General features: G+C 37.8%; 17 protein-coding genes and 1 riboswitch. Of the genes, 11 read left to right on the top strand and 6 right to left on the bottom strand.

Features of this window, described 5'->3' with window-relative positions; translation table 11 throughout:
* Positions 1–334 precede the first annotated feature (334 nt).
* A complete protein-coding gene (locus AC0KUU_RS14005; protein WP_016763388.1) occupies positions 335–574 on the top strand; it encodes an aspartyl-phosphate phosphatase Spo0E family protein in 240 nt (79 codons plus the stop codon).
* Between the two features lie 64 nt (positions 575–638).
* Here the strand turns inward: AC0KUU_RS14005 and AC0KUU_RS14000 are convergent, their stop codons facing one another.
* A complete protein-coding gene (locus AC0KUU_RS14000) occupies positions 639–1,370 on the bottom strand; it encodes a ZIP family metal transporter (protein ID WP_016763389.1) in 732 nt (243 codons plus the stop codon).
* Positions 1,371–1,526: 156 nt separating this feature from the next.
* On the bottom strand, positions 1,527–2,294 hold the full coding sequence (locus tag AC0KUU_RS13995; protein ID WP_322551868.1) for a DUF4931 domain-containing protein: 768 nt from the start codon (positions 2,292–2,294) through the stop codon (positions 1,527–1,529).
* A gap of 199 nt (positions 2,295–2,493) precedes the next feature.
* Here AC0KUU_RS13995 and AC0KUU_RS13990 point away from each other — a divergent pair, with 199 nt between their 5' ends.
* Positions 2,494–2,964, top strand: a complete 471-nt coding sequence (locus AC0KUU_RS13990) for a MarR family winged helix-turn-helix transcriptional regulator (protein WP_025749435.1) — start codon at positions 2,494–2,496, stop codon at positions 2,962–2,964.
* 171 nt (positions 2,965–3,135) lie between these two features.
* Positions 3,136–4,830 (top strand): M3 family oligoendopeptidase, encoded by a 1,695-nt coding sequence (locus tag AC0KUU_RS13985; RefSeq protein ID WP_043979646.1) that lies wholly within the window; start codon positions 3,136–3,138, stop codon positions 4,828–4,830.
* 80 nt (positions 4,831–4,910) lie between these two features.
* Here the strand turns inward: AC0KUU_RS13985 and AC0KUU_RS13980 are convergent, their stop codons facing one another.
* The gene (locus AC0KUU_RS13980; protein ID WP_255255728.1) at positions 4,911–5,045 is read right to left on the bottom strand and encodes a hypothetical protein; all 135 of its coding nucleotides are present in this window, start codon (positions 5,043–5,045) and stop codon (positions 4,911–4,913) included.
* 134 nt (positions 5,046–5,179) lie between these two features.
* A complete protein-coding gene (locus tag AC0KUU_RS13975; protein ID WP_322551869.1) occupies positions 5,180–6,763 on the bottom strand; it encodes a PAS domain S-box protein in 1,584 nt (527 codons plus the stop codon).
* 340 nt (positions 6,764–7,103) lie between these two features.
* On the opposite strand from AC0KUU_RS13975, the gene AC0KUU_RS13970 reads away from it, so the two are divergent.
* Positions 7,104–7,370 (top strand): hypothetical protein, encoded by a 267-nt coding sequence (locus AC0KUU_RS13970; protein ID WP_043979643.1) that lies wholly within the window; start codon positions 7,104–7,106, stop codon positions 7,368–7,370.
* A 51-nt stretch (positions 7,371–7,421) separates the two neighbouring features.
* Here the strand turns inward: AC0KUU_RS13970 and AC0KUU_RS13965 are convergent, their stop codons facing one another.
* The gene (locus tag AC0KUU_RS13965; protein WP_322551870.1) at positions 7,422–9,536 is read right to left on the bottom strand and encodes an ATP-dependent Clp protease ATP-binding subunit; all 2,115 of its coding nucleotides are present in this window, start codon (positions 9,534–9,536) and stop codon (positions 7,422–7,424) included.
* Positions 9,537–9,955: 419 nt separating this feature from the next.
* Here AC0KUU_RS13965 and nhaC point away from each other — a divergent pair, with 419 nt between their 5' ends.
* From nhaC to AC0KUU_RS13950, 3 genes are all read left to right on the top strand, one after another.
* Positions 9,956–11,338: a Na+/H+ antiporter NhaC gene (gene nhaC, locus AC0KUU_RS13960; RefSeq protein ID WP_043979639.1), complete on the top strand. Its 1,383-nt coding sequence runs from the start codon at positions 9,956–9,958 to the stop codon at positions 11,336–11,338.
* 291 nt (positions 11,339–11,629) lie between these two features.
* A complete protein-coding gene (locus AC0KUU_RS13955) occupies positions 11,630–12,511 on the top strand; it encodes an alpha/beta hydrolase family protein (RefSeq protein WP_014461062.1) in 882 nt (293 codons plus the stop codon).
* A gap of 87 nt (positions 12,512–12,598) precedes the next feature.
* Positions 12,599–12,724, top strand: coding sequence for a DUF6254 family protein (locus AC0KUU_RS13950; RefSeq protein ID WP_013082238.1), 126 nt, complete (start codon positions 12,599–12,601; stop codon positions 12,722–12,724).
* A 65-nt stretch (positions 12,725–12,789) separates the two neighbouring features.
* Here AC0KUU_RS13950 and AC0KUU_RS13945 read toward each other — a convergent pair whose 3' ends face one another.
* The gene (locus AC0KUU_RS13945; protein ID WP_216888563.1) at positions 12,790–13,509 is read right to left on the bottom strand and encodes a 3-ketoacyl-ACP reductase; all 720 of its coding nucleotides are present in this window, start codon (positions 13,507–13,509) and stop codon (positions 12,790–12,792) included.
* Between the two features lie 207 nt (positions 13,510–13,716).
* On the opposite strand from AC0KUU_RS13945, the gene AC0KUU_RS13940 reads away from it, so the two are divergent.
* Genes AC0KUU_RS13940 through AC0KUU_RS13925 form a run of 4 tightly spaced genes read left to right on the top strand, consistent with a single transcriptional unit; the run spans position 13,717 to position 17,935 of the window.
* The gene (locus tag AC0KUU_RS13940) at positions 13,717–15,315 is read left to right on the top strand and encodes a spore germination protein (RefSeq protein ID WP_043979632.1); all 1,599 of its coding nucleotides are present in this window, start codon (positions 13,717–13,719) and stop codon (positions 15,313–15,315) included.
* A gap of 24 nt (positions 15,316–15,339) precedes the next feature.
* Positions 15,340–16,539 carry a Ger(x)C family spore germination protein gene (locus AC0KUU_RS13935; protein ID WP_043979630.1) on the top strand — a complete coding sequence of 400 codons (1,200 nt, stop codon included), beginning with the start codon at positions 15,340–15,342 and terminating at the stop codon, positions 16,537–16,539.
* A gap of 11 nt (positions 16,540–16,550) precedes the next feature.
* The gene (locus tag AC0KUU_RS13930) at positions 16,551–16,787 is read left to right on the top strand and encodes a hypothetical protein (protein ID WP_043979628.1); all 237 of its coding nucleotides are present in this window, start codon (positions 16,551–16,553) and stop codon (positions 16,785–16,787) included.
* 26 nt (positions 16,788–16,813) lie between these two features.
* Complete coding sequence (locus AC0KUU_RS13925; RefSeq protein WP_116515445.1) at positions 16,814–17,935, top strand: GerAB/ArcD/ProY family transporter; 1,122 nt, start codon at positions 16,814–16,816, stop codon at positions 17,933–17,935.
* A 70-nt stretch (positions 17,936–18,005) separates the two neighbouring features.
* Positions 18,006–18,049, top strand: a riboswitch (PreQ1 riboswitch).
* The last annotated feature ends 86 nt before the right edge of the window (positions 18,050–18,135 follow it).

Here is an 18,135-nt window from a genome sequence, read left to right as displayed (position 1 = left end):
TATTTAGCTGCTTCTAGCTGTTGACTAGAGGGCAAGGCGAAAATTCCTGCGGGACAAGCGGTTCGGCTCATGTATCCTATTTGTTTGTTTTTAGATTGTATTGATTTCGTTATGTTTCAATCTTTTTTCGATTCGACAAGCAGCATCTTTTGTCGAAAAACAAGTTGTAAAAAAAAGATAAATGGTATTCCTATAGTAATGTAAGCGTTTGTAAATTCCGACAAAATAATTTTTTTGCAAAAAAAATGTCTATTATTGCGACTCTATTTACATATTTAGTAGAATTTGTAATAATGCGTTATAAGCTAATTTCTTTGTCATAGGAGAGGATTTTGTGTTTGGAGTGAGAAATAGAACGAAATCAGAGAGATTATTAGTAGAAATCGTCCAAAAAAGACAAAAGATGGTGCAGCTCGGAGAAGAAAAAGGTTTGACTAATGAAGAAACCGTTACCTGTAGTCAAGAGCTTGATCAGCTCTTACTCGTTTATCAAAAGAAGCGTTTAAAAGAAGAGGAAGAAAAGACATCGTTTGCCACACTGATTAGCCGCTTTTTATCTTTTTCAAAGCTGTAATACAGGACAAGCATTCGGGATCGGGCAGTAAAACAATCATGCTGCCCGTGGCCTCTCTTCACCTTTAAAAAATGTTAATTAAAAAGATCATAAACAAAATACCAAAAATAAACGAATAAGTAGCAAATCTTTCGTTTCCATCGCCGTGGCTTTCTGGAATCAACTCTTTATAAATAATAAAAAGCATGGCTCCAGCAGCAAAAGCTAATCCATATGAAACGAGAGAATCAACAAAATTAGTTAAATAAAACCCGAGTAAAGACGTTACAATCTCAACGGAGCCTGTAAGGGTAGCAATTAAAAATGCTTTTATTTTACTGATATTTTGCTGAGCTAAAAATAGCGCGACCAACAGTCCTTCAGGTGCATTTTGAAGACCGATTGCAAGGGCGATTAAGTTCCCTGTATTTTCAACATTTGAAGCGTAGCTAACACCAACAGACAGTCCTTCAGGAAGGTTATGCAAAGTAATAGCGGAAACAATTAAAAGTGCTTTTTCATCAAACTGAATGCCGGTTTTAGAATGCTCAAGATCAATGTGAGGAATATTCTGCTCCAAGAGTGTTAATGTTACAACTCCAAGTAGTAAGCCAATGGCTAAGGAAAAAAAACCGCCACTTTGAAGAGATTCTGGAATCAAGCTCATAGTAGAAGCTGCTGTCATAATACCTGCAGTGAGCGCAAGAAGTATATCTTTCCAGCGATGAGTGAGTTCTTGATTCAAAAACAGAATAGGCAAAGCGCCTACTCCAGTCGATAGCGCAGAAAGAATGCTTCCAATTAGTACCTCAGTCATAAACCGTCTCCTTTTACGTATTCTTCTTTTTATCCTCAATTCACATCGTTCTTTTAGTGTATGTTTTTTGGGTTTCTATGAGCATGACTATTTTAAAAGTGAATAGCTTTATGCAATAACCTTACAAAAAAGTTGAACCAGTGAAGGTTCAACTTTTTAGGTGAAGTACAGCTCCTGAACTTGGTTAGCAATGTGCTCAAGCTTATTGGAAACTTGAGGAATGCCATATCCTACATACAAAGGAGATGTGGCAAAGCGAGGAATGATTTTCGCCGCAATTTTGCCGTTTTTAAGATTATAAAAAAATAAGTTGTAGCTCGTGCAGCTACGATGAAAATGATTTAATAAATAGTGAGCAGCCGTTTGAAGATAATCTGCAAATGCATGCATCTCTTTGTCAAGCTGATCCGTTATCACGTTAAATTCAAAAAAGCCCATTCTAGGTTTTGCAGATAAATTAAATGTGACGTGTTCATTTTGGGCAATTGTGACTCCTTCAAACTGCTCTAGCTTCACATTTTCATTTACATCCATCTCATTTAAACCAATAATTTGCATATGAGGATGTCGTAATGATCCTCCGGACATGGGGCCGTGGTTTTTAAAGAAAAGAACAGAAGCATATTCTCCGCTGTTTATCATAGATATCCATCGTTCAGTAGCGAAGCTCAGCAAGGCGTACAGATGTTCCTTTGGATAAATAGATAGTTCCGAAGAACATTCATCGGTCTCAATAATAACCGTCTGATAAGCATCTTGCAGAACGGGAAACTTATTTTTCAGCCAAATGATAGGTCCTTGTTTTTCAATAATGCCTGTAAGAGATTCTACGTCGCAAAAGGGACAGGGATTTTGCCGGTTAACGATTGTTTCAGGCTTTTGTGAACCAATCGCGGAATTAAATAATAAATGGGTTGGTTTCATAATCATTCACCTTTTTATGTAATGGTCATATGTTTATTGTATTAAAAGCATATGTATAAATCCACTTATATACATTTTTTATCAAAAAAATTGTACAAGCGGAGAGAATAACCGCTGAAATAAGCCTGCTTTGATTGACTTTGAAGGGAAATTTTAGTATTATCTTGATATCAAGATAATATTAAAGGAACTGATTAAAATGACGAATGATGTAACTAGAGAAGAGTTAGACCAATCTCTTAAATTATTTATTGTACTATCTCGTGCCAATCGTTCAATTAATGATCATGTGCATAAATTTATTCAACAGCATGGAATGAATCCAACCGAATTTGCTGTCCTAGAGTTATTGTACCACAAAGGCCAGCAGCCTCTGCAGCAAATTGGCGGAAAAATTCTACTCGCAAGCGGCAGTATTACGTATGTAGTAGACAAGCTTGAGAAAAAAGGCTTCTTAGAGCGCGTTGCTTGTCCGAACGATCGTCGTGTAACCTATGCAGCTATCACCAAGCAAGGTAAGGAAATGATTGAAAGCATGTTTCCGAGTCACGAAAAAAGAATTCATGATATTTTATCCGTCCTGTCTAGCGAAGAAAAAGAAGTTGCTATTTCGATGCTTAAGAAATTAGGACACTATGCAGATGAATTTTTGCCGGAATCGACTGATTAATTAAGGAAAGCTCGTTTGTTTCTGTTGAACAAACGAGTTTTTTTCTATGACTTCTTTCATAACCAATCGACATAAAAAATAAAAAGTTACAAAAAATTGAAATTAACAGGAATACAGCTAGATAAAAACGAATTAGGTTACATACAGACAATAGAGAAAGGGGTACAAATGATGAAATTTGAGAATTATACATATACGCGACCTGATATGAATGAAATTGAAAAGCAGTTTGAAAAGGCCATTACACACTTTACGGAAGCAGCGTCAGTCAGTCAGCAAAACGAGGCAATTCGTCTAGCAAATGATGCGTATTCCCAGTACAGCACAATGGGGAACATCTGCTATATTCGTCATTCTATCGACACAGCGAATGAATTTTATAAGGAAGAACAAGACTATTTTGATGAAACACAGCCGCTTTTAGAAGGATATGTAGAGAAATTTTACAAAGCGTTAATCTCTTCGCCTTTTAAACAGCAACTAGAAGAAAAGTGGGGCAAGCAGCTGTTCTCTCTTGCTGAAATGCAGTTAAAAACGTTCTCTCCGGAAATAGTAAAAGAGCTTCAGGAAGAAAATAAGCTATCGTCTCAATATACGAAACTAGTGGCGTCAGCTAAAATTGTATTTGAAGGAGAAGAAAGAACGTTAGCTCAGCTCGATCCGTTTATGGAGTCATCTGATCGAGAAATGAGAAAAAAAGCAGCAGAAGCGAAATTTCAATTTTTTACCGATCATGAAGAGGAATTTGATGATATTTATGACAAACTTGTAAAAGTGCGGACCAAGCTTGCTGAAAAATTAGGCTATAAAAATTTCGTAGAAGTGGGCTATGCTCGTATGTCTAGAATAGGCTACGATGCTGAAATGGTTGCCGCTTTTCGCAAACAAGTAAAAGAGTATATTGTTCCCCTTACTGAAAAACTAAAAAAGCGTCAGCAGGAAAGAATTCAAGTAGAGAGCTTAACTTATTATGATGAACCGTTTCAGTTTGAAACAGGAAACGCAGTGCCAAAAGGTGATGAAAAGTGGATTATTGAAAATGGACGGGTTATGTATAAAGAGCTTTCTAAAGAGACGGACGAATTTTTTTCATTTATGCTTGAAAATAATTTGATGGATTTAGTCGCTAAAAAGGGCAAAGCAGGCGGAGGCTACTGTACGTTTATTGAAGAATACAAAGCACCGTTTATTTTTTCGAATTTTAATGGAACATCAGGGGATATTGATGTGTTAACGCATGAAGCAGGGCATGCTTTTCAAGTGTATTCCAGCCGAGATATGGAAACCAATGAGTATCACTGGCCTACGCATGAAGGAGCTGAAATCCATTCGATGAGCATGGAGTATTTTACATGGCCTTGGATGGAGTTGTTCTTTAAAGAAGACAAAGATAAATACCAGTTTTCTCATTTAAGCTCAGGCTTAACTTTCTTGCCTTACGGGGTAGCGGTAGATGAATTTCAGCATGCTGTATACGAACGCCCTGAGATGACGCCTTCGGAACGAAAACAAACGTGGCGAGAAATTGAAAAGAAATATATGCCTTCTAAAAACTATGACGGCCATCACTATCTAGAAAGCGGGGGCTTCTGGCAGCGCCAGCTTCATATTTACACGTCTCCGTTTTATTATATTGATTACACGCTCGCTCAAATTTGTGCATTTCAATTTTGGAAAAAAGATCGAGAAAACCATGAACAAGCATGGCAAGATTACGTTCATTTGTGTAAGCTTGGCGGAAGTAAGCCGTTTTTAGAATTAGTAGAGGCAGCGAATTTGATCTCTCCATTCGAAGAGGGCTGCGTGCAGTCTGTAGTAGATGAAATTGAAAACTATTTAAATAGTATTGATGATAAAAAGCTATAAAAAAAGAGATTGAGACACAACAAAATTAATCCAATGTAAAGACGAACAAATGGGATAAACAATCTAGTATGAATCGCTTGTTACACCGCCGTTGATTTCCGTGCAAGGCTTTGCTTTCCGCGGGCGGCCGGTGAGCCTCCTCGGCGCTGATACTCCTGCGGGGTCTTACCTATTCCGCTTTTCCCGCAGGAGTCTTCGCCTTGCCCTCCAATCAACAGCTAGAAGCACCTAAATTAAATCTACGTTCACCCTCATAATAAAAAAATTCGAATGAGTTTGATTCTTAATCAAGGAACAAACTCGTTCGAATCTTTCTTCAACTAACATACTTTTGTTCCAGCCTCTTTTTTTAATGATTAATTTCTTGTTCCCATAAAGGAATCGTAAGGGAAACGCTGGTTCCTTCGCCAACAGTGCTTTTAATCTCAAATGTTCCTTTATGCTGATACAAAATGTTTTTAATCACAACAAGTCCAAGACCGGTACCTGAGGGCTTCGTGGTAAAAAAGGGCTTTTGAATGTGCGTAAGCAAATGTGAAGGAATGCCGACTCCTGTATCTTTAATGAAAATAGTAAGATCTTTAGTATGCTGAGTAACGTTTAAATGAATTTCTCCTCCACTAGGCATAGCTTCGAGCGCATTTTTCAACAAATTAATGAGTACTTGCTTAATTTGGTTTGCATCACAGCAGATGTATGTATGCGGGGCTTCCACCTGCGTTTTAACTACGACATTTTTTAATACACATTCTGATTCATACAAAAGAATAACGTCATTTAAAATAGTAGAGAATGCGTGCTTTTTCATAACCGTGTCATGAGGTTTAGCGAGCAATAAAAATTCTCCAACGATTGAGTTAATACGATTCAGTTCGCTCAGCATGATGGTTGTATAAGAATGATAGCGGCTGCTGTCTTCATGAATAAGCTGAATAAATCCATTTAGAGAAGTAAGTGGATTTCGAATTTCATGAGCGATTCCCGCTGCCATTTCGCCCGCTAAAGATAACTTATCGGTTTGGCGAAGAAATTTTTCTGTTTCCTTTTCTTCTGTAAGATCGCGTGAAATACCAAAAAGCGCAACGACTTGCTGATCACGATTAAAAATAGGTGAAACAGTGATTTCTACATCAATTATTTTTCCGTCTTTTCGCTTATCTTGGGTTTCAAAGGCTACCAGCTTTTCTCCTTTTTTAACCCTTTCTAATCGGCTTTCAGCGTCGCCTTTTAAGCCAGCAGGAATGAATGGAATGGATTTTCCGACAATTTCTTCCGCTTTCCATCCGTATATTTGCTCAAAAGCATCGTTTACTTTAATCACTTTGCCGTCTAGACTGAACACGGAAATGGCGTCGCGATTGTATGTAAAAAAAGATTGCAAATACTCTTGAGCTGAGTACAGTTCATCTTCGGTTTTGTTCATTTTGACCCTCGTAATAGCAATCAGTTTTTTAGAGAAATGAGCACAATACAACAAAATAATCATTGTGATCAGCGTAAACAAAATGAAATAAACGATATCTAATTTCACGAAAGTCACAGATGTAAAAAGAGTGTTGCTTACATAAAAGTACAAAACAATTATTATGGACATTAATGTAGAAATTACAATAGCGACATAGCTATAATAAATAAAGCTAACAATAATTCCAAGAAACAAAAATAAATAATTAATAACAGCAGGTTCAATAGATGCCATGTACGCAATATAGGCATAATAGCATATAAAAAAAGAATACATAATGATGGCAGGATGAAAACGAAAGTAGTACATAGCCGTCACTACCAATAATAAAATTCCTCCGCTTATAAAAACAATCATATGAGGATCAGCTGCAATAAAGTGGTATAACACAATGTGGACAAAATATAGCAGCCAAAAAATAAGTAAAAGAATAAAATTTCGTTTTTTTATGAGGTTGTGTGATTCCATAAAAAATCCCTTTCTTAAATGGTGAATAATTTCATAGGAGAATAACTTTATAGTCAGCTAGTCGCACGATGTAGTGATATATCACTCATATTAGCATAGTTACAACTGTGTGAATAGCTGAATTGAGCACTTAGACCAAGGAAGATAGATCTAGAATACAGCTAGTCATAAACTATTAAGGAAATATGAGGGGAATATGAACGAAATGAAGGGGATGTAAAGCTTTTGTGATAACCTTGTAAAAGTGAACTTTTTTCTAATTGGATAGGCTATACTGCCAGTAGAGCCATATGAATGGTGACTACATAGAGGCTCAGATGATTCGAAAGGAGACGGTAAAATGAACAAAAGTTTATTAGTCAAGTTATTTGGATCACTTCTAGCAATTATGTTAATCACAGCATGCAACTCACAAACGGATGAAAAAGATGCCACAGAACAGCAAACAGAACAGTCGGATGATACTCAAGCGGAGGACACAACTACAGATGATTCACAGGAAACAATGAAGCAAGACGAAGCAGATGATTCATCTGGGGATGAAGCATCTGATGATCAAGAAGAATCAACGGATAGTACTGACGAAAAAACAGATGAAAGTAAATAAACGTAAGTATTTCTATAAAAAAAAGCGACTCAAGTAGAGTCGCTTTTTCTATTAGTTTTGTACGGTGATTTCGCTTGCTTCATTTAACGTTACGTTCAATGTCGATACGTCTGCGTCATCTAAAAGTAAGTCTGTAATTCGATCTTCAAGCTGTTCTTGAATTGCTCGGCGGAGCGGTCTAGCACCGAATGCAGGGTGATAGCCAAGTTCAGCTAGTTTTTCTTTTACCTCATCTGTTACGCTCAGCGTGATATTTTGTTCTTGTAATGTTTCTTTTAATTCAGCAAGCATAAGGTCCACAATTTTAATTAAGTTGTCTTTTTCAAGGTGATTAAATTCAATGATTGTATCAAATCGGTTTAAAAACTCTGGTTTGAAATAAGATGAAAGTGAATCTAAAACGGATGCCTGTTTAAGTGCGTCATTTTCTGCGTCAAACCCAACCGTAATTTTCTTTTCACCTACACCAGCGTTACTTGTCATAATGATAACTGTGTCTTTAAAGCTTACTGTGCGACCTTGACTATCTGTTAGACGTCCGTCTTCTAGAATTTGTAGAAACATATGCTGAACGTCTGGATGAGCTTTTTCAATTTCATCTAGTAAGATGATGGAATAAGGATTACGGCGTACTTTCTCTGTTAATTGTCCTGCCTCTTCGTGACCTACGTAGCCAGGAGGTGAACCGATTAATTTAGACACCGCGTGTTTTTCCATATATTCACTCATATCTAGACGAACCATAGCATCTTTTGAGCCGAATAGTTCTTCAGCTAATGTTTTGGTTAACTCTGTTTTACCAACACCTGTTGGGCCGACAAATAAGAATGAACCAATTGGGCGATGCTTCGCTTTTAATCCAGCGCGAGAACGTCGAATCGCTTTTGCTACTTTTTCTACAGCTTCCTGCTGTCCGATTACTTTTTGAGCTAAGTGCTCTGCTAAATGCTTCATTTTTGCTGATTCATTTTCTTGAAGTTTACCAACAGGGATACCCGTTTTCTTTTCAATAATTGCTTGAATGTCAGCAATATCCACATTCATTTTTTGCTGTTCTTCGTTTAGTTGTTTTTCAAGAGCAGCTTCTTCATCGCGCAGTTTTGCCGCTACTTCATATTTTTCATCCTTTAGCGCCTGCTCTTTTTCTTTTGTAATTTCTTTTAAGCGAGCGGCCGCGTCGTCTTTATTTGTAATGCCTGCCTGTAAGTTCATTTTTGAACCTGCTTCATCTAGCAAGTCAATTGCTTTATCAGGCAAGAAGCGATCTTGAATGTAGCGGTGTGATAAATTTACACAAGCGCGGATCGCTTCATCTGTATAGCTAACGCCGTGATAATCTTCATATTTACTTTGGATTCCTTTTAGAATTTCAACAGCTTCTTCTACAGACGGTTCGTGAACCATAACCGGCTGGAAGCGTCGTTCAAGAGCCGCATCTTTTTCAATGGAACGGTACTCTTTTAAAGTTGTAGCTCCGACAACTTGAAGTTCACCTCGTGCAAGAGCAGGCTTTAAAATATTGCTTGCGTCCATTGAACCTTCCGCTGAACCAGCTCCTACAAGAAGGTGAATTTCATCGATAAATAAAATCACGTTTTTTCGCTGTTGAAGCTCAGAAATTAACTGCTTCATGCGCTCTTCAAATTGACCGCGAACGCCGGTATTAGCTACGAGAGATGCTACATCTAAAAGATATACATCTTTATTTAACAGCTTGGCAGGAACTTTTCCTTCCGCGATTTTTAAAGCTAACCCTTCAACAACAGCTGTTTTACCAACACCGGGTTCTCCGATTAGTACCGGGTTGTTTTTGTTTCTTCTATTTAAAATTTCAATGACACGCTCTACTTCTTCTTCTCGGCCAATAACAGGGTCAATTAATCCCGTTTTCGCAATTTGAGTTAAGTTTCGACCGAACTGGTCTAAAAAGCCTCCGCCGCCATTTCCTTGCTGTGGCTGTTCCGGTGCAGCTTGTTCGTGCGCCATTTGCTTGAATAAATCATCGATGTTCATAAAGCCGCCACCTCCAAAACCTGATGGGATTTTATGTTCTTTCATTAGTGCTTGATAACATGTATGACATAAACGATATTGAGATTTTTGGTTATTTGTTTGTACATTTAATTGAATAGATGCTTCACGTTTATTACAGTTTTGACAAATCATTTAATTAGCCTCCCTAAATGATTTTAATCGAAGATCAGCAGGTGTTTGACCTTTTTTGACCTTTCGTAATTTCATTATACTTTGACCTTTTTTGACTTTCAAGTCTTTTGCTTAAAAAATTTTTGAAGGAAGTTCCTTGCTTATGTACAAAAGGTAGTACATTAAAAAAAGATGTGTTTTATGTGTACCCGTTCTATACATGTAAAAACATAAGAGGCATTTTGTACAATGATCTGCTTGGAGAGGGAATTAATATTAATAAGAAGAAAAGTGGAAAAATGAGCGCAGAGCCTACCGTTGGATAAAATAAGTTATTGACAGCAAGAAGGATAAAAATTATACTCAAGAAGGTTTGCACTTAACTGCGTAAAAGCATAAAAGCGTTTAAGTGAAAAAGAAAGATAGAAAGGGAATACCTCATGAAAAAAGAAATTTCATTTATACAATCAATAGCGGTGGTTTTGGTGCTATTAGCTATTATTTTTGTTTCATTATTTACGTTAAAGCTGCCGCCTCATATTCCGCTGATATTTGGTGTAGCATTTATTAGTGTGATTGGCTTTTTGTTGAAATATAAGTGGACAGAAATGGAGAAAGGGATTTTAGACGGTGTCAGACTGGGCATTAAGCCTATCCTTATTTTAATGCTGATCGGGATGCTTATTGCGATTTGGATGGTAGGAGGAACGATACCGACGATTTTATCCTACGGCTTTCACTGGATTTCACCGCAGTACTTTTTAATTAGTGCTCTGGTTATTCCCGTATTAGTTTCAACATTCACGGGAAGTTCATTAACAACCGTCAGTACGGTAGGGGTCGCTTTATTTGGCGTAGGAACTGCTATTGGTGTACATCCAGGGCTAGCAGCGGGGATGATTGTTTCAGGAGCTGTGTTTGGAGATAAGATGTCTCCCTTGTCTGATACAACAAATTTTGCTTCTGGTATCGTTGAAGTCCCGCTTCCTAAACATATTCAGCACATTACGTGGACGACGGTTCCAAGTATTGTTATTACAGCAATCATTGCACTGGTAATCGGAATCAACGGAAATCAGGAAAGCGTCAATTACGGGGAAATTCAAGGAATTCAAGACGCATTAAAACATACGTTTAATTTACATGTGTTAACGTTGCTTTCTCCACTTTTAGTTCTTATTTTTTCGATGAGAAGAGTCGATGTACTGCCAACGTTAGTTTTAGGTATTGTAACGGCCATCATTACAGGAATGATTACACAGCATGAATTTACGCTGAGTCAATTGCTAGGCGTTCTTCAAAGCGGGCCGGCAGTAGAGTCAGGAAATAAAGTAGTGGATGCGATTGTGAATAAAGGCGGACTGCAGTCCATGATGTTTTCTATTTCCCTTATCATGATTGCCTTGTCGCTAGGTGGCTTGATGAGAGCTGTTGGAATTATTGATGCTTTGTTAGAAGGATTAGCAAAACAAATTCGCCGCAGCGGAGACGTTATTTTTGCTACGCTTCTATCTTCAATTGGAGTGAACGTTATTACAGGCGAACAGTATTTATCGATTCTCTTGCCTGGACAGACGTTTAAGCCGCTGTATGAAAAATGGAATTTAGATCCAAAAAACTTATCACGAACGCTTGAAGACGGCGGAACGGTTATTAATGCTATTATTCCGTGGGGTGTCAGCGGTGCTTTTATTTCAACTGCATTAAATATTCCCGCAGCTGACTATATTCCATTTACATTCTTTAGTATTTTATGTCCTATTTTTTCAATTATTTTAGCATATACAGGCATTGGCATTGCCAAGAAAAAAGCTCAGTCTTAACTGGGCTTTTTTTTTGGAAAAAGGACAGGTAAAAAACGACAAAAAAAGTATCATTCCACTTTTCAAATCTATAATTTAATAATACAATTTACTATACGTCTTTCTTGTTAATGTATTTGGATGAATTCTTATTTCTTTATTGATGAAGAAATTTGAGTTTTGCGGTATGATAAATAAGCTGTATTGGCGATGGGATGAATGCCCTTTTTAGCAAACATTTAAGAAGGGTAAAGCCAAATGAAAACACTCATTATAAAAGAGAAAAGATATTTATTGAGGAGAGGGTTTCTGTTGAAAAAATGGGGCATCATTGCATTAATCACTGTAGCTGTGCTCGGTGTGACAGCGGTTTTCAACCGAGCTGAAAGTGATGATGTAAATAAAGAAAAATTGAATTTATTATCGCCTTATTCAAATAAAGTAGATGTATATAGCATTACGTATCCTAGTGATAATTTAAAGATAAAAGGGTTTTTAGTACAGCCTAAAGACATTGCAGACAAACATTATCCGCTTTTAGTATATAATCGCGGAGGAAATCGCGAACATGGCATGATTCGCGCAAAAACACTGCAGTACTTATCATATTGGGCAAGTAAAGGCTACGTCGTGGTTGCGACTCAATACAGGGGAAATGGCGGAAGTGAAGGTACAGAGACGTACGGCGGTAAAGATATTGACGACGTGTTAAATCTTATTAAGTGGGGAGAACAGCTTCCTTATGTAAATCACCAGCAAAAGGTAGCGCTAGGATATTCACGCGGCGGCATGATGACGTATTTAACGATGAAAAACGGCGTTAAATTTGATGCAGTTGTCGTACAATCAGGTATTACAGACATGTTTCAATTCTATGATCAAAGAGGGCCTGAAATGAAACAAGTGCTGCGGACGATTGTAGGAGATCCGGCGCAGTATCCGGAGAGGTATAAAAGTCGTTCTGTTGTCTATTGGAGTGATAAAGTAAATTCACCTCTTTTGATTTTACAGGGTGATCATGATCGTAAAGTTCACCACACGCAGGCTGAAAAGCTTGTGAAACAATTAGATGAGCAGGGAAAAGAATACAAATATGTACTGTACAAAAACGGAGACCATCCGCTAACTGCTTATTATGATCAATATAACGCGGAAATTGATAAGTGGTTTAAAATACATTTAGCTAAGCAGTAAAGAAATTGGAAGCAGTTTTGATGAATGGAAAAGAGCAGCTTGTTTTATCCTACTACATGTAAGCATATAAAAAGGGGATGAAGCAAAATGACTCAGTCTAAAAGTCAAAAAGAGCGTCAGTGGAATGTGCGAAAACAATCACAAAACCCATCGCATGGAAAAGTGAAATCTTTTGAAGAACTATCAGAAGAAATCACGCCTAAACGTAAATAAGGTAACCACCATATAAAGGAAGACACAAAAAAGGAGAGCTGAAGCTCTCCTTTTTCTATGTTTGTTTATGGATTTGTGGACCACATGCCCGCAGATTTGATAAAAATACGAGGATGCAATTTTAATTGTGCGACCATAATTTCTGCTAGGTCTTCAGGCTGCATCACTTTATCAGGATTGCCATCCGTTAAGTTTTCTTTATACGCTAATTCCGTTGCTACTGTACTTGGTGTTAGAGCTGTTACACGAATATTGTGTTTGCGTACTTCTAACGCTAGAGATTCAGTTAAGCCGAGCACGCCAAATTTTGAAGCGCTGTAAGCACTTGTAACGGGAGCGCCTTTTTGACCAGCAGTGGATGAAATATTGATAATGTCTCCACCATTTTTTTCGATTAATTGAGGTAGAACGGCGCGCGTTACGTAGTAAACCCCCATTAAATTCACATCAATGATTTGTTTCCACTCAGCTGGGTCTAGCTCTAAAAAGCTTCCGAATTTACCGATTCCTGCGTTGTTGATTAAGATATCTGTTGCCCCTAATTTTGTATGTAGATGCTCAACTGCTGCATTTACTTCTTCCATAGAAGAAACATCTGCTGTTGCATAAGCAATTTGTACATCAAATGCTTCTAGTTCAGAAGCAACAGCCTTTAAATCTGCCTCTGTACGAGCAATTAAACCGATATTTACGCCTTCCTTTGCTAATTCAATCGCAGTTGAACGACCGATGCCTTTTCCTGCTCCTGTAATAAGAGCTACTTTGCCTTTAAGTGATTGTGCCATGTATAGACTCCTTTCAATGTTCCGCATAAACATTCTTCATAATAACAAAGAATTATCCATTACTATCCTATAGAAATGCACAAATGATGTCAAAAATAAAGATTATTAAAATGGCTTCAAGTATAAATTTCCTTTTCATACAAAAACTATAGAGACTAAAAAGAAGAAATTCCGTTTCTTTTCGTTCAATGTAGTGGAGGATGAACAATGCGTATAAAAAAACTATCTGAGTTAACGAATAAATCCAAACAGCGGAAAGAAAAAGCTGATGAATCGAAGGACTCTAAGGACACTAGTGCTTCTTCTACACAGGAAGAGCAGAAATTATCTGAGAGGGTGGGAGATAATTTATCCCGCATGAAAAAAGCATTGGGACAGAGCACGGATTTAGTTGTGCGAGAGTTTCGAATTTCGATTGAAGAAAAATTTACTTTAGGTGTTGCTTACATCGACGGATTAGTAAATAAAGACGAAGTTGAACACTATGCGCTGGACTCCATTATGCACTATCACGATGAACATTTAACACATGATGATGGCATCGTTAATATGTACGAATTGATTAAAAGCTATAGTTTGGCAGCGGGTGAAATCATGGAAGCAAAGACATTGGATGATGCTCTTCTTCATGTTTTATCAGGAGATACCGTACTGTTTTTAGAAGGGTATCAAACGTGTATTGTGGCAAGTACCAGAGGATGGAGAGACAGGGCTGTTTCTGAACCACAATCTCAGACCGTTGTAAGAGGGCCTCGAGACAGTTTCACAGAAACACTGCGAACGAATACCGCATTGATTCGGCGCCGAATAAAATCTCCAAAACTTTGGATTGAATCTCAGCAAATAGGAGAGTTTACAAAAACGGATATTGCGCTCGTTTATATAGACGGCATTGCGGATGAACAGGTCATTCAAGAGGTAAAGGAGCGTCTTTCCAAAATTGATATAGACGGTATTTTGGAGAGCGGATATATCGAAGAGTTGATTCAAGATGAAGATTATACACCTTTTCCTACTATGCATAACACGGAGCGTCCAGACTCGGTGGCAGCAGGTCTTTTAGAGGGGCGGATAGCCATTTTAGTAGACGGTACACCTTTTGTATTAATGGTTCCTGCCTTATTTATTCAATTTTTTCAAGCAGCCGAAGATTATTACCAGCGCGCAGATATTAGTACATTGATTCGCTTAATGCGCTACATGGCATTTTTCTTAGCTCTTTTAACACCTTCTGCTTATATTGCTTTAACTACTTTTCATCAAGAAATGCTTCCTTTTGCTTTGTTAATTAGTATTGCAGCTCAAAGGGAAGGTGTTCCTTTTCCTGCTATTATTGAAGCGTTTATTATGGAAATCACGTTTGAAATTTTGCGAGAAGCGGGAGTCCGATTGCCTCGAGCAGTAGGTTCAGCTATTTCGATTGTGGGAGCACTCGTTTTAGGAGAAGCCGCCGTACAAGCGGGATTAGTTTCACCTGCAATGGTTATCGTTGTATCCATCACCGCTATTAGTAACTTTGTGTCACCTGTGTATGATATGGCTATTGCAGTAAGGATGCTACGCTTTGTTTTAATGGTTTTAGCAGCTACTTTTGGCCTGTTCGGTATTATCCTGGGGCTAATTTTAATGATTTTACATTTATGCAGCTTAAGGTCATTTGGAGTCCCTTATATGACACCTATGGCTCCATTTGTGAAGCGTGATCAAAAGGATGTGCTGATTAGACGTTCGATCAAAAAAATGAAAACAAGGCCAAAGCTTATTAATGAGAAGAATATTTCACGTCAAAAGACGCAAAAAAACTAAACTGTGTAAAGGTGGCCGTTTACTATGAAAGCATTTCTAATGTTATGTATCTGTTCAGTGCTATTAAGCGGCTGCTGGAGCAGTCGAGAGTTGAACGAGCTAGCCATTACGGTTGCTGTCGGAATTGATAAAGTAGAAGATGGCATTATTGTGACAGTTCAGCTAATTAATCCGGGTGATATTCAGGCGAAAACGCCTACAAACGGGCCTTCTGTTACCACATTTTCTATTAAGGCTTCGTCTGTAATGGAAGGATTAAGAAAAATAACGACAAAATCTCCGCGTAAAATTTATCTTTCTCATTTACGAATGCTAGTTATTAGCGAAAGCATGGCGGAAGACGGTATTGCTGAAGTGCTTGATTTCTTTGCTCGGGATCATGAAGTGCGTACCGATTATTTTGTTGTTGTGGCTAAAAACACGAAAGCATCGAGCGTTTTGAATGTATTAACAACCATCGAAAAAATACCTGCTAACCATATGTTTGCTTCATTAGACGTGTCACAGCGTATTTGGGCACCTACTAGAGGAGTGAAGTTAAATGAACTGATCAGTAACTTAACCAGTGAAGGAAAGCAGGCGGTGTTATCAGGAGTGTTAGTGAAAGGCGACGTGAAAAAGGCAGGAGACATGTCTAGTATTTCTCGCACCAATCTTTCCACCCTGCTCAATTTCAAAGGATTAGGTGTCTTTCAAAATGATAAGCTTCTCGGCTGGTTCAATGAAGACGAAAGTAAAGGATATAACTATATTACCGGACATGTAAAAAGTACGTTAATTGTTATTCCATGCGAAAAAAAAGAAAAACAGCATGATATCATCGGAGTCGAAATGCTTCGAACGAATGTCAAGGTGACAGCTACTATGAAAAATCATAAACCTCATATTCACGTTGATTTAAAAGGAGAAGCGAACGTAGCTGATGTAGAGTGTCAAGTGAATTTACAGGACCCAGCTGTAATCAATATGCTCGAACGAAAAACAGCAGCCGACGTAAAAGAAAAGATGAATGATGCAGTAGAAAAAGCTCAAAAAACCTATAAAAGCGATATCTTTGGTTTTGGCGAAGCGTTTTACAGACAAGATGTAAAGAGATGGTACAAAATGAAAAGAGACTGGAACAGAATTTACGCAGAGGATTTAACCGTCGATTTAGATGCAAAAGTTCAAATCCGTCGCTTAGGCACGTTAAATAACTCATATATGAAGCAAATGAAGCATTAAGGAGAAAGAAAATGGAGGGATTTATCGCCTTACTTGTACTGCTTGCTTATTTGACTAAAAAAATAATGATCAACTTCCGAAAGGAAAAGTATTATCGTGAGATAATCGTCTACCTTTGTCTTATAGGTTTGGGTCTATTCTTTTGGGGAGCGATTACACTCCGTAAAGAAGTTCCTACGCCTCTGTACTTTTTAGAGGCACTCGTTAAGCCTCTTACTAGAACCGTTCATCATTTGTTATTCACGTGAGCACGCATGTAGGAGAGAAGGTGTGTATGATGCAAATAAAAGAATTTATTAGTCCAAAACAATTTCTTTTTCTCATTTATGTTTTTTGTATCGGAAGCGCCATCTTGGCAGTTCCGGCTACATTATTAGAGACAAATAGACAAAATGCGTGGTTTTGCGGTGTGCTTGCTATTGGCTTTGCACTTTTAATCGTTGCGGTGCTTTTATGGCTGATTCAGCGTTACCCTCAGCAAACATTCATTCAAATAGCTAAAAAGGCGCTAGGTCCTTATGCAGGAACGTGTATTTCTCTTATTTACATTTTCTTTATGTTCATTCAGTCTACGTTTTCGCTTCGAGATATCAGTACATTCATGACGACTCAAATTGTCCCTGAAACGCTGCCTACATGGATTCATGCTCTTGTTCTTTTAGCTGTTATATACGGAGGGTATCTAGGTATTGAAGTGGTAGCAAGAACCGCGGAAATCTTTTTGCCTTGGATTGTGGTCCCCTTTTTATTGTTAATTGTTTTAAATATTCCTCAGATGAAAATTGATCGTCTTTATCCTTTTTTTGAATTCAGCATGGGTGATTTAGTATTAGGGACCACTTATTTTTTAGGAAACCCGTTTATGGAATTGGTTTTTATTCTGATGATTACGCCTCATATAAAAGATGGAAAAAAGGTAAAAAGAATGTTTGTTATCGGCACTGTCGCATCGGGCTTGACGATTACGATTGCAGTTGCGGCTTGTATATTAGCTCTTGGCGCGAATATTGCATCGATGCACAGCTACCCAGTTTATTTATTAGGAAAAATGATTTCGTTAGGTGCAACGATTCAGCATGTTGAAGTATTAGTAGCTATTATTTGGATGTTATCTATCTTTTTTAAAGTTGTCATTGTGTTCTATGCTATTCAGTTAAGTATCGTCCAATTGTGTAATTTACGGGTGCGCAATTTTTTAAGCTTTCCTTTAGGTCTAATTATTACAGGCGTGGCATATTACATTATTCCTAACACAGCGTACTTCAATTATTTTGAAAAATATTACTGGCCGTTTTATTTATTTGTATTAAGCGTCTGTTTTCCGTTGTTATTTATTGCGCTTTCTTATATAAAGAAAAATAAGGCAGCTAAAGGCGATAGAAGTCAACAAACATAGCATTATCTATACGCATGTGGTATAATACGATGACAATTCAAGAAGAAACGCCGTACACGTTTGGATACGTACGGGAGAGGTTCGAAAACTCCCTCTATAAAAAACTAAGATCATCGTTGATGACAAAAGACACGGTTTTAACGTGTCTTCTTTCACGTGCTTTTCTATCAACGCGTCTTTTTGACGTGTATGCTGGCGAG

This window comes from Priestia sp. ST2 (assembly GCF_055810735.1).
Note: the sequence above shows the minus strand (reverse complement) of the source record. Positions and strands in the feature narration are given on the sequence as shown.

Coding starts and splice junctions, on each gene's coding strand:
- AC0KUU_RS14000 (WP_016763389.1), bottom strand. CDS start 1,370: ATGACTGAGGTACTAATTGGAAGCATTCTTTCTGCGCTATCGACTGGA.
- AC0KUU_RS13995 (WP_322551868.1), bottom strand. CDS start 2,294: ATGAAACCAACCCATTTATTATTTAATTCCGCGATTGGTTCACAAAAG.
- AC0KUU_RS13990 (WP_025749435.1), top strand. CDS start 2,494: ATGACGAATGATGTAACTAGAGAAGAGTTAGACCAATCTCTTAAATTA.
- AC0KUU_RS13985 (WP_043979646.1), top strand. CDS start 3,136: ATGAAATTTGAGAATTATACATATACGCGACCTGATATGAATGAAATT.
- AC0KUU_RS13975 (WP_322551869.1), bottom strand. CDS start 6,763: ATGGAATCACACAACCTCATAAAAAAACGAAATTTTATTCTTTTACTT.
- AC0KUU_RS13970 (WP_043979643.1), top strand. CDS start 7,104: ATGAACAAAAGTTTATTAGTCAAGTTATTTGGATCACTTCTAGCAATT.
- AC0KUU_RS13965 (WP_322551870.1), bottom strand. CDS start 9,536: ATGATTTGTCAAAACTGTAATAAACGTGAAGCATCTATTCAATTAAAT.
- nhaC (WP_043979639.1), top strand. CDS start 9,956: ATGAAAAAAGAAATTTCATTTATACAATCAATAGCGGTGGTTTTGGTG.
- AC0KUU_RS13950 (WP_013082238.1), top strand. CDS start 12,599: ATGACTCAGTCTAAAAGTCAAAAAGAGCGTCAGTGGAATGTGCGAAAA.
- AC0KUU_RS13945 (WP_216888563.1), bottom strand. CDS start 13,509: ATGGCACAATCACTTAAAGGCAAAGTAGCTCTTATTACAGGAGCAGGA.
- AC0KUU_RS13940 (WP_043979632.1), top strand. CDS start 13,717: ATGCGTATAAAAAAACTATCTGAGTTAACGAATAAATCCAAACAGCGG.
- AC0KUU_RS13935 (WP_043979630.1), top strand. CDS start 15,340: ATGAAAGCATTTCTAATGTTATGTATCTGTTCAGTGCTATTAAGCGGC.
- AC0KUU_RS13930 (WP_043979628.1), top strand. CDS start 16,551: ATGGAGGGATTTATCGCCTTACTTGTACTGCTTGCTTATTTGACTAAA.
- AC0KUU_RS13925 (WP_116515445.1), top strand. CDS start 16,814: ATGATGCAAATAAAAGAATTTATTAGTCCAAAACAATTTCTTTTTCTC.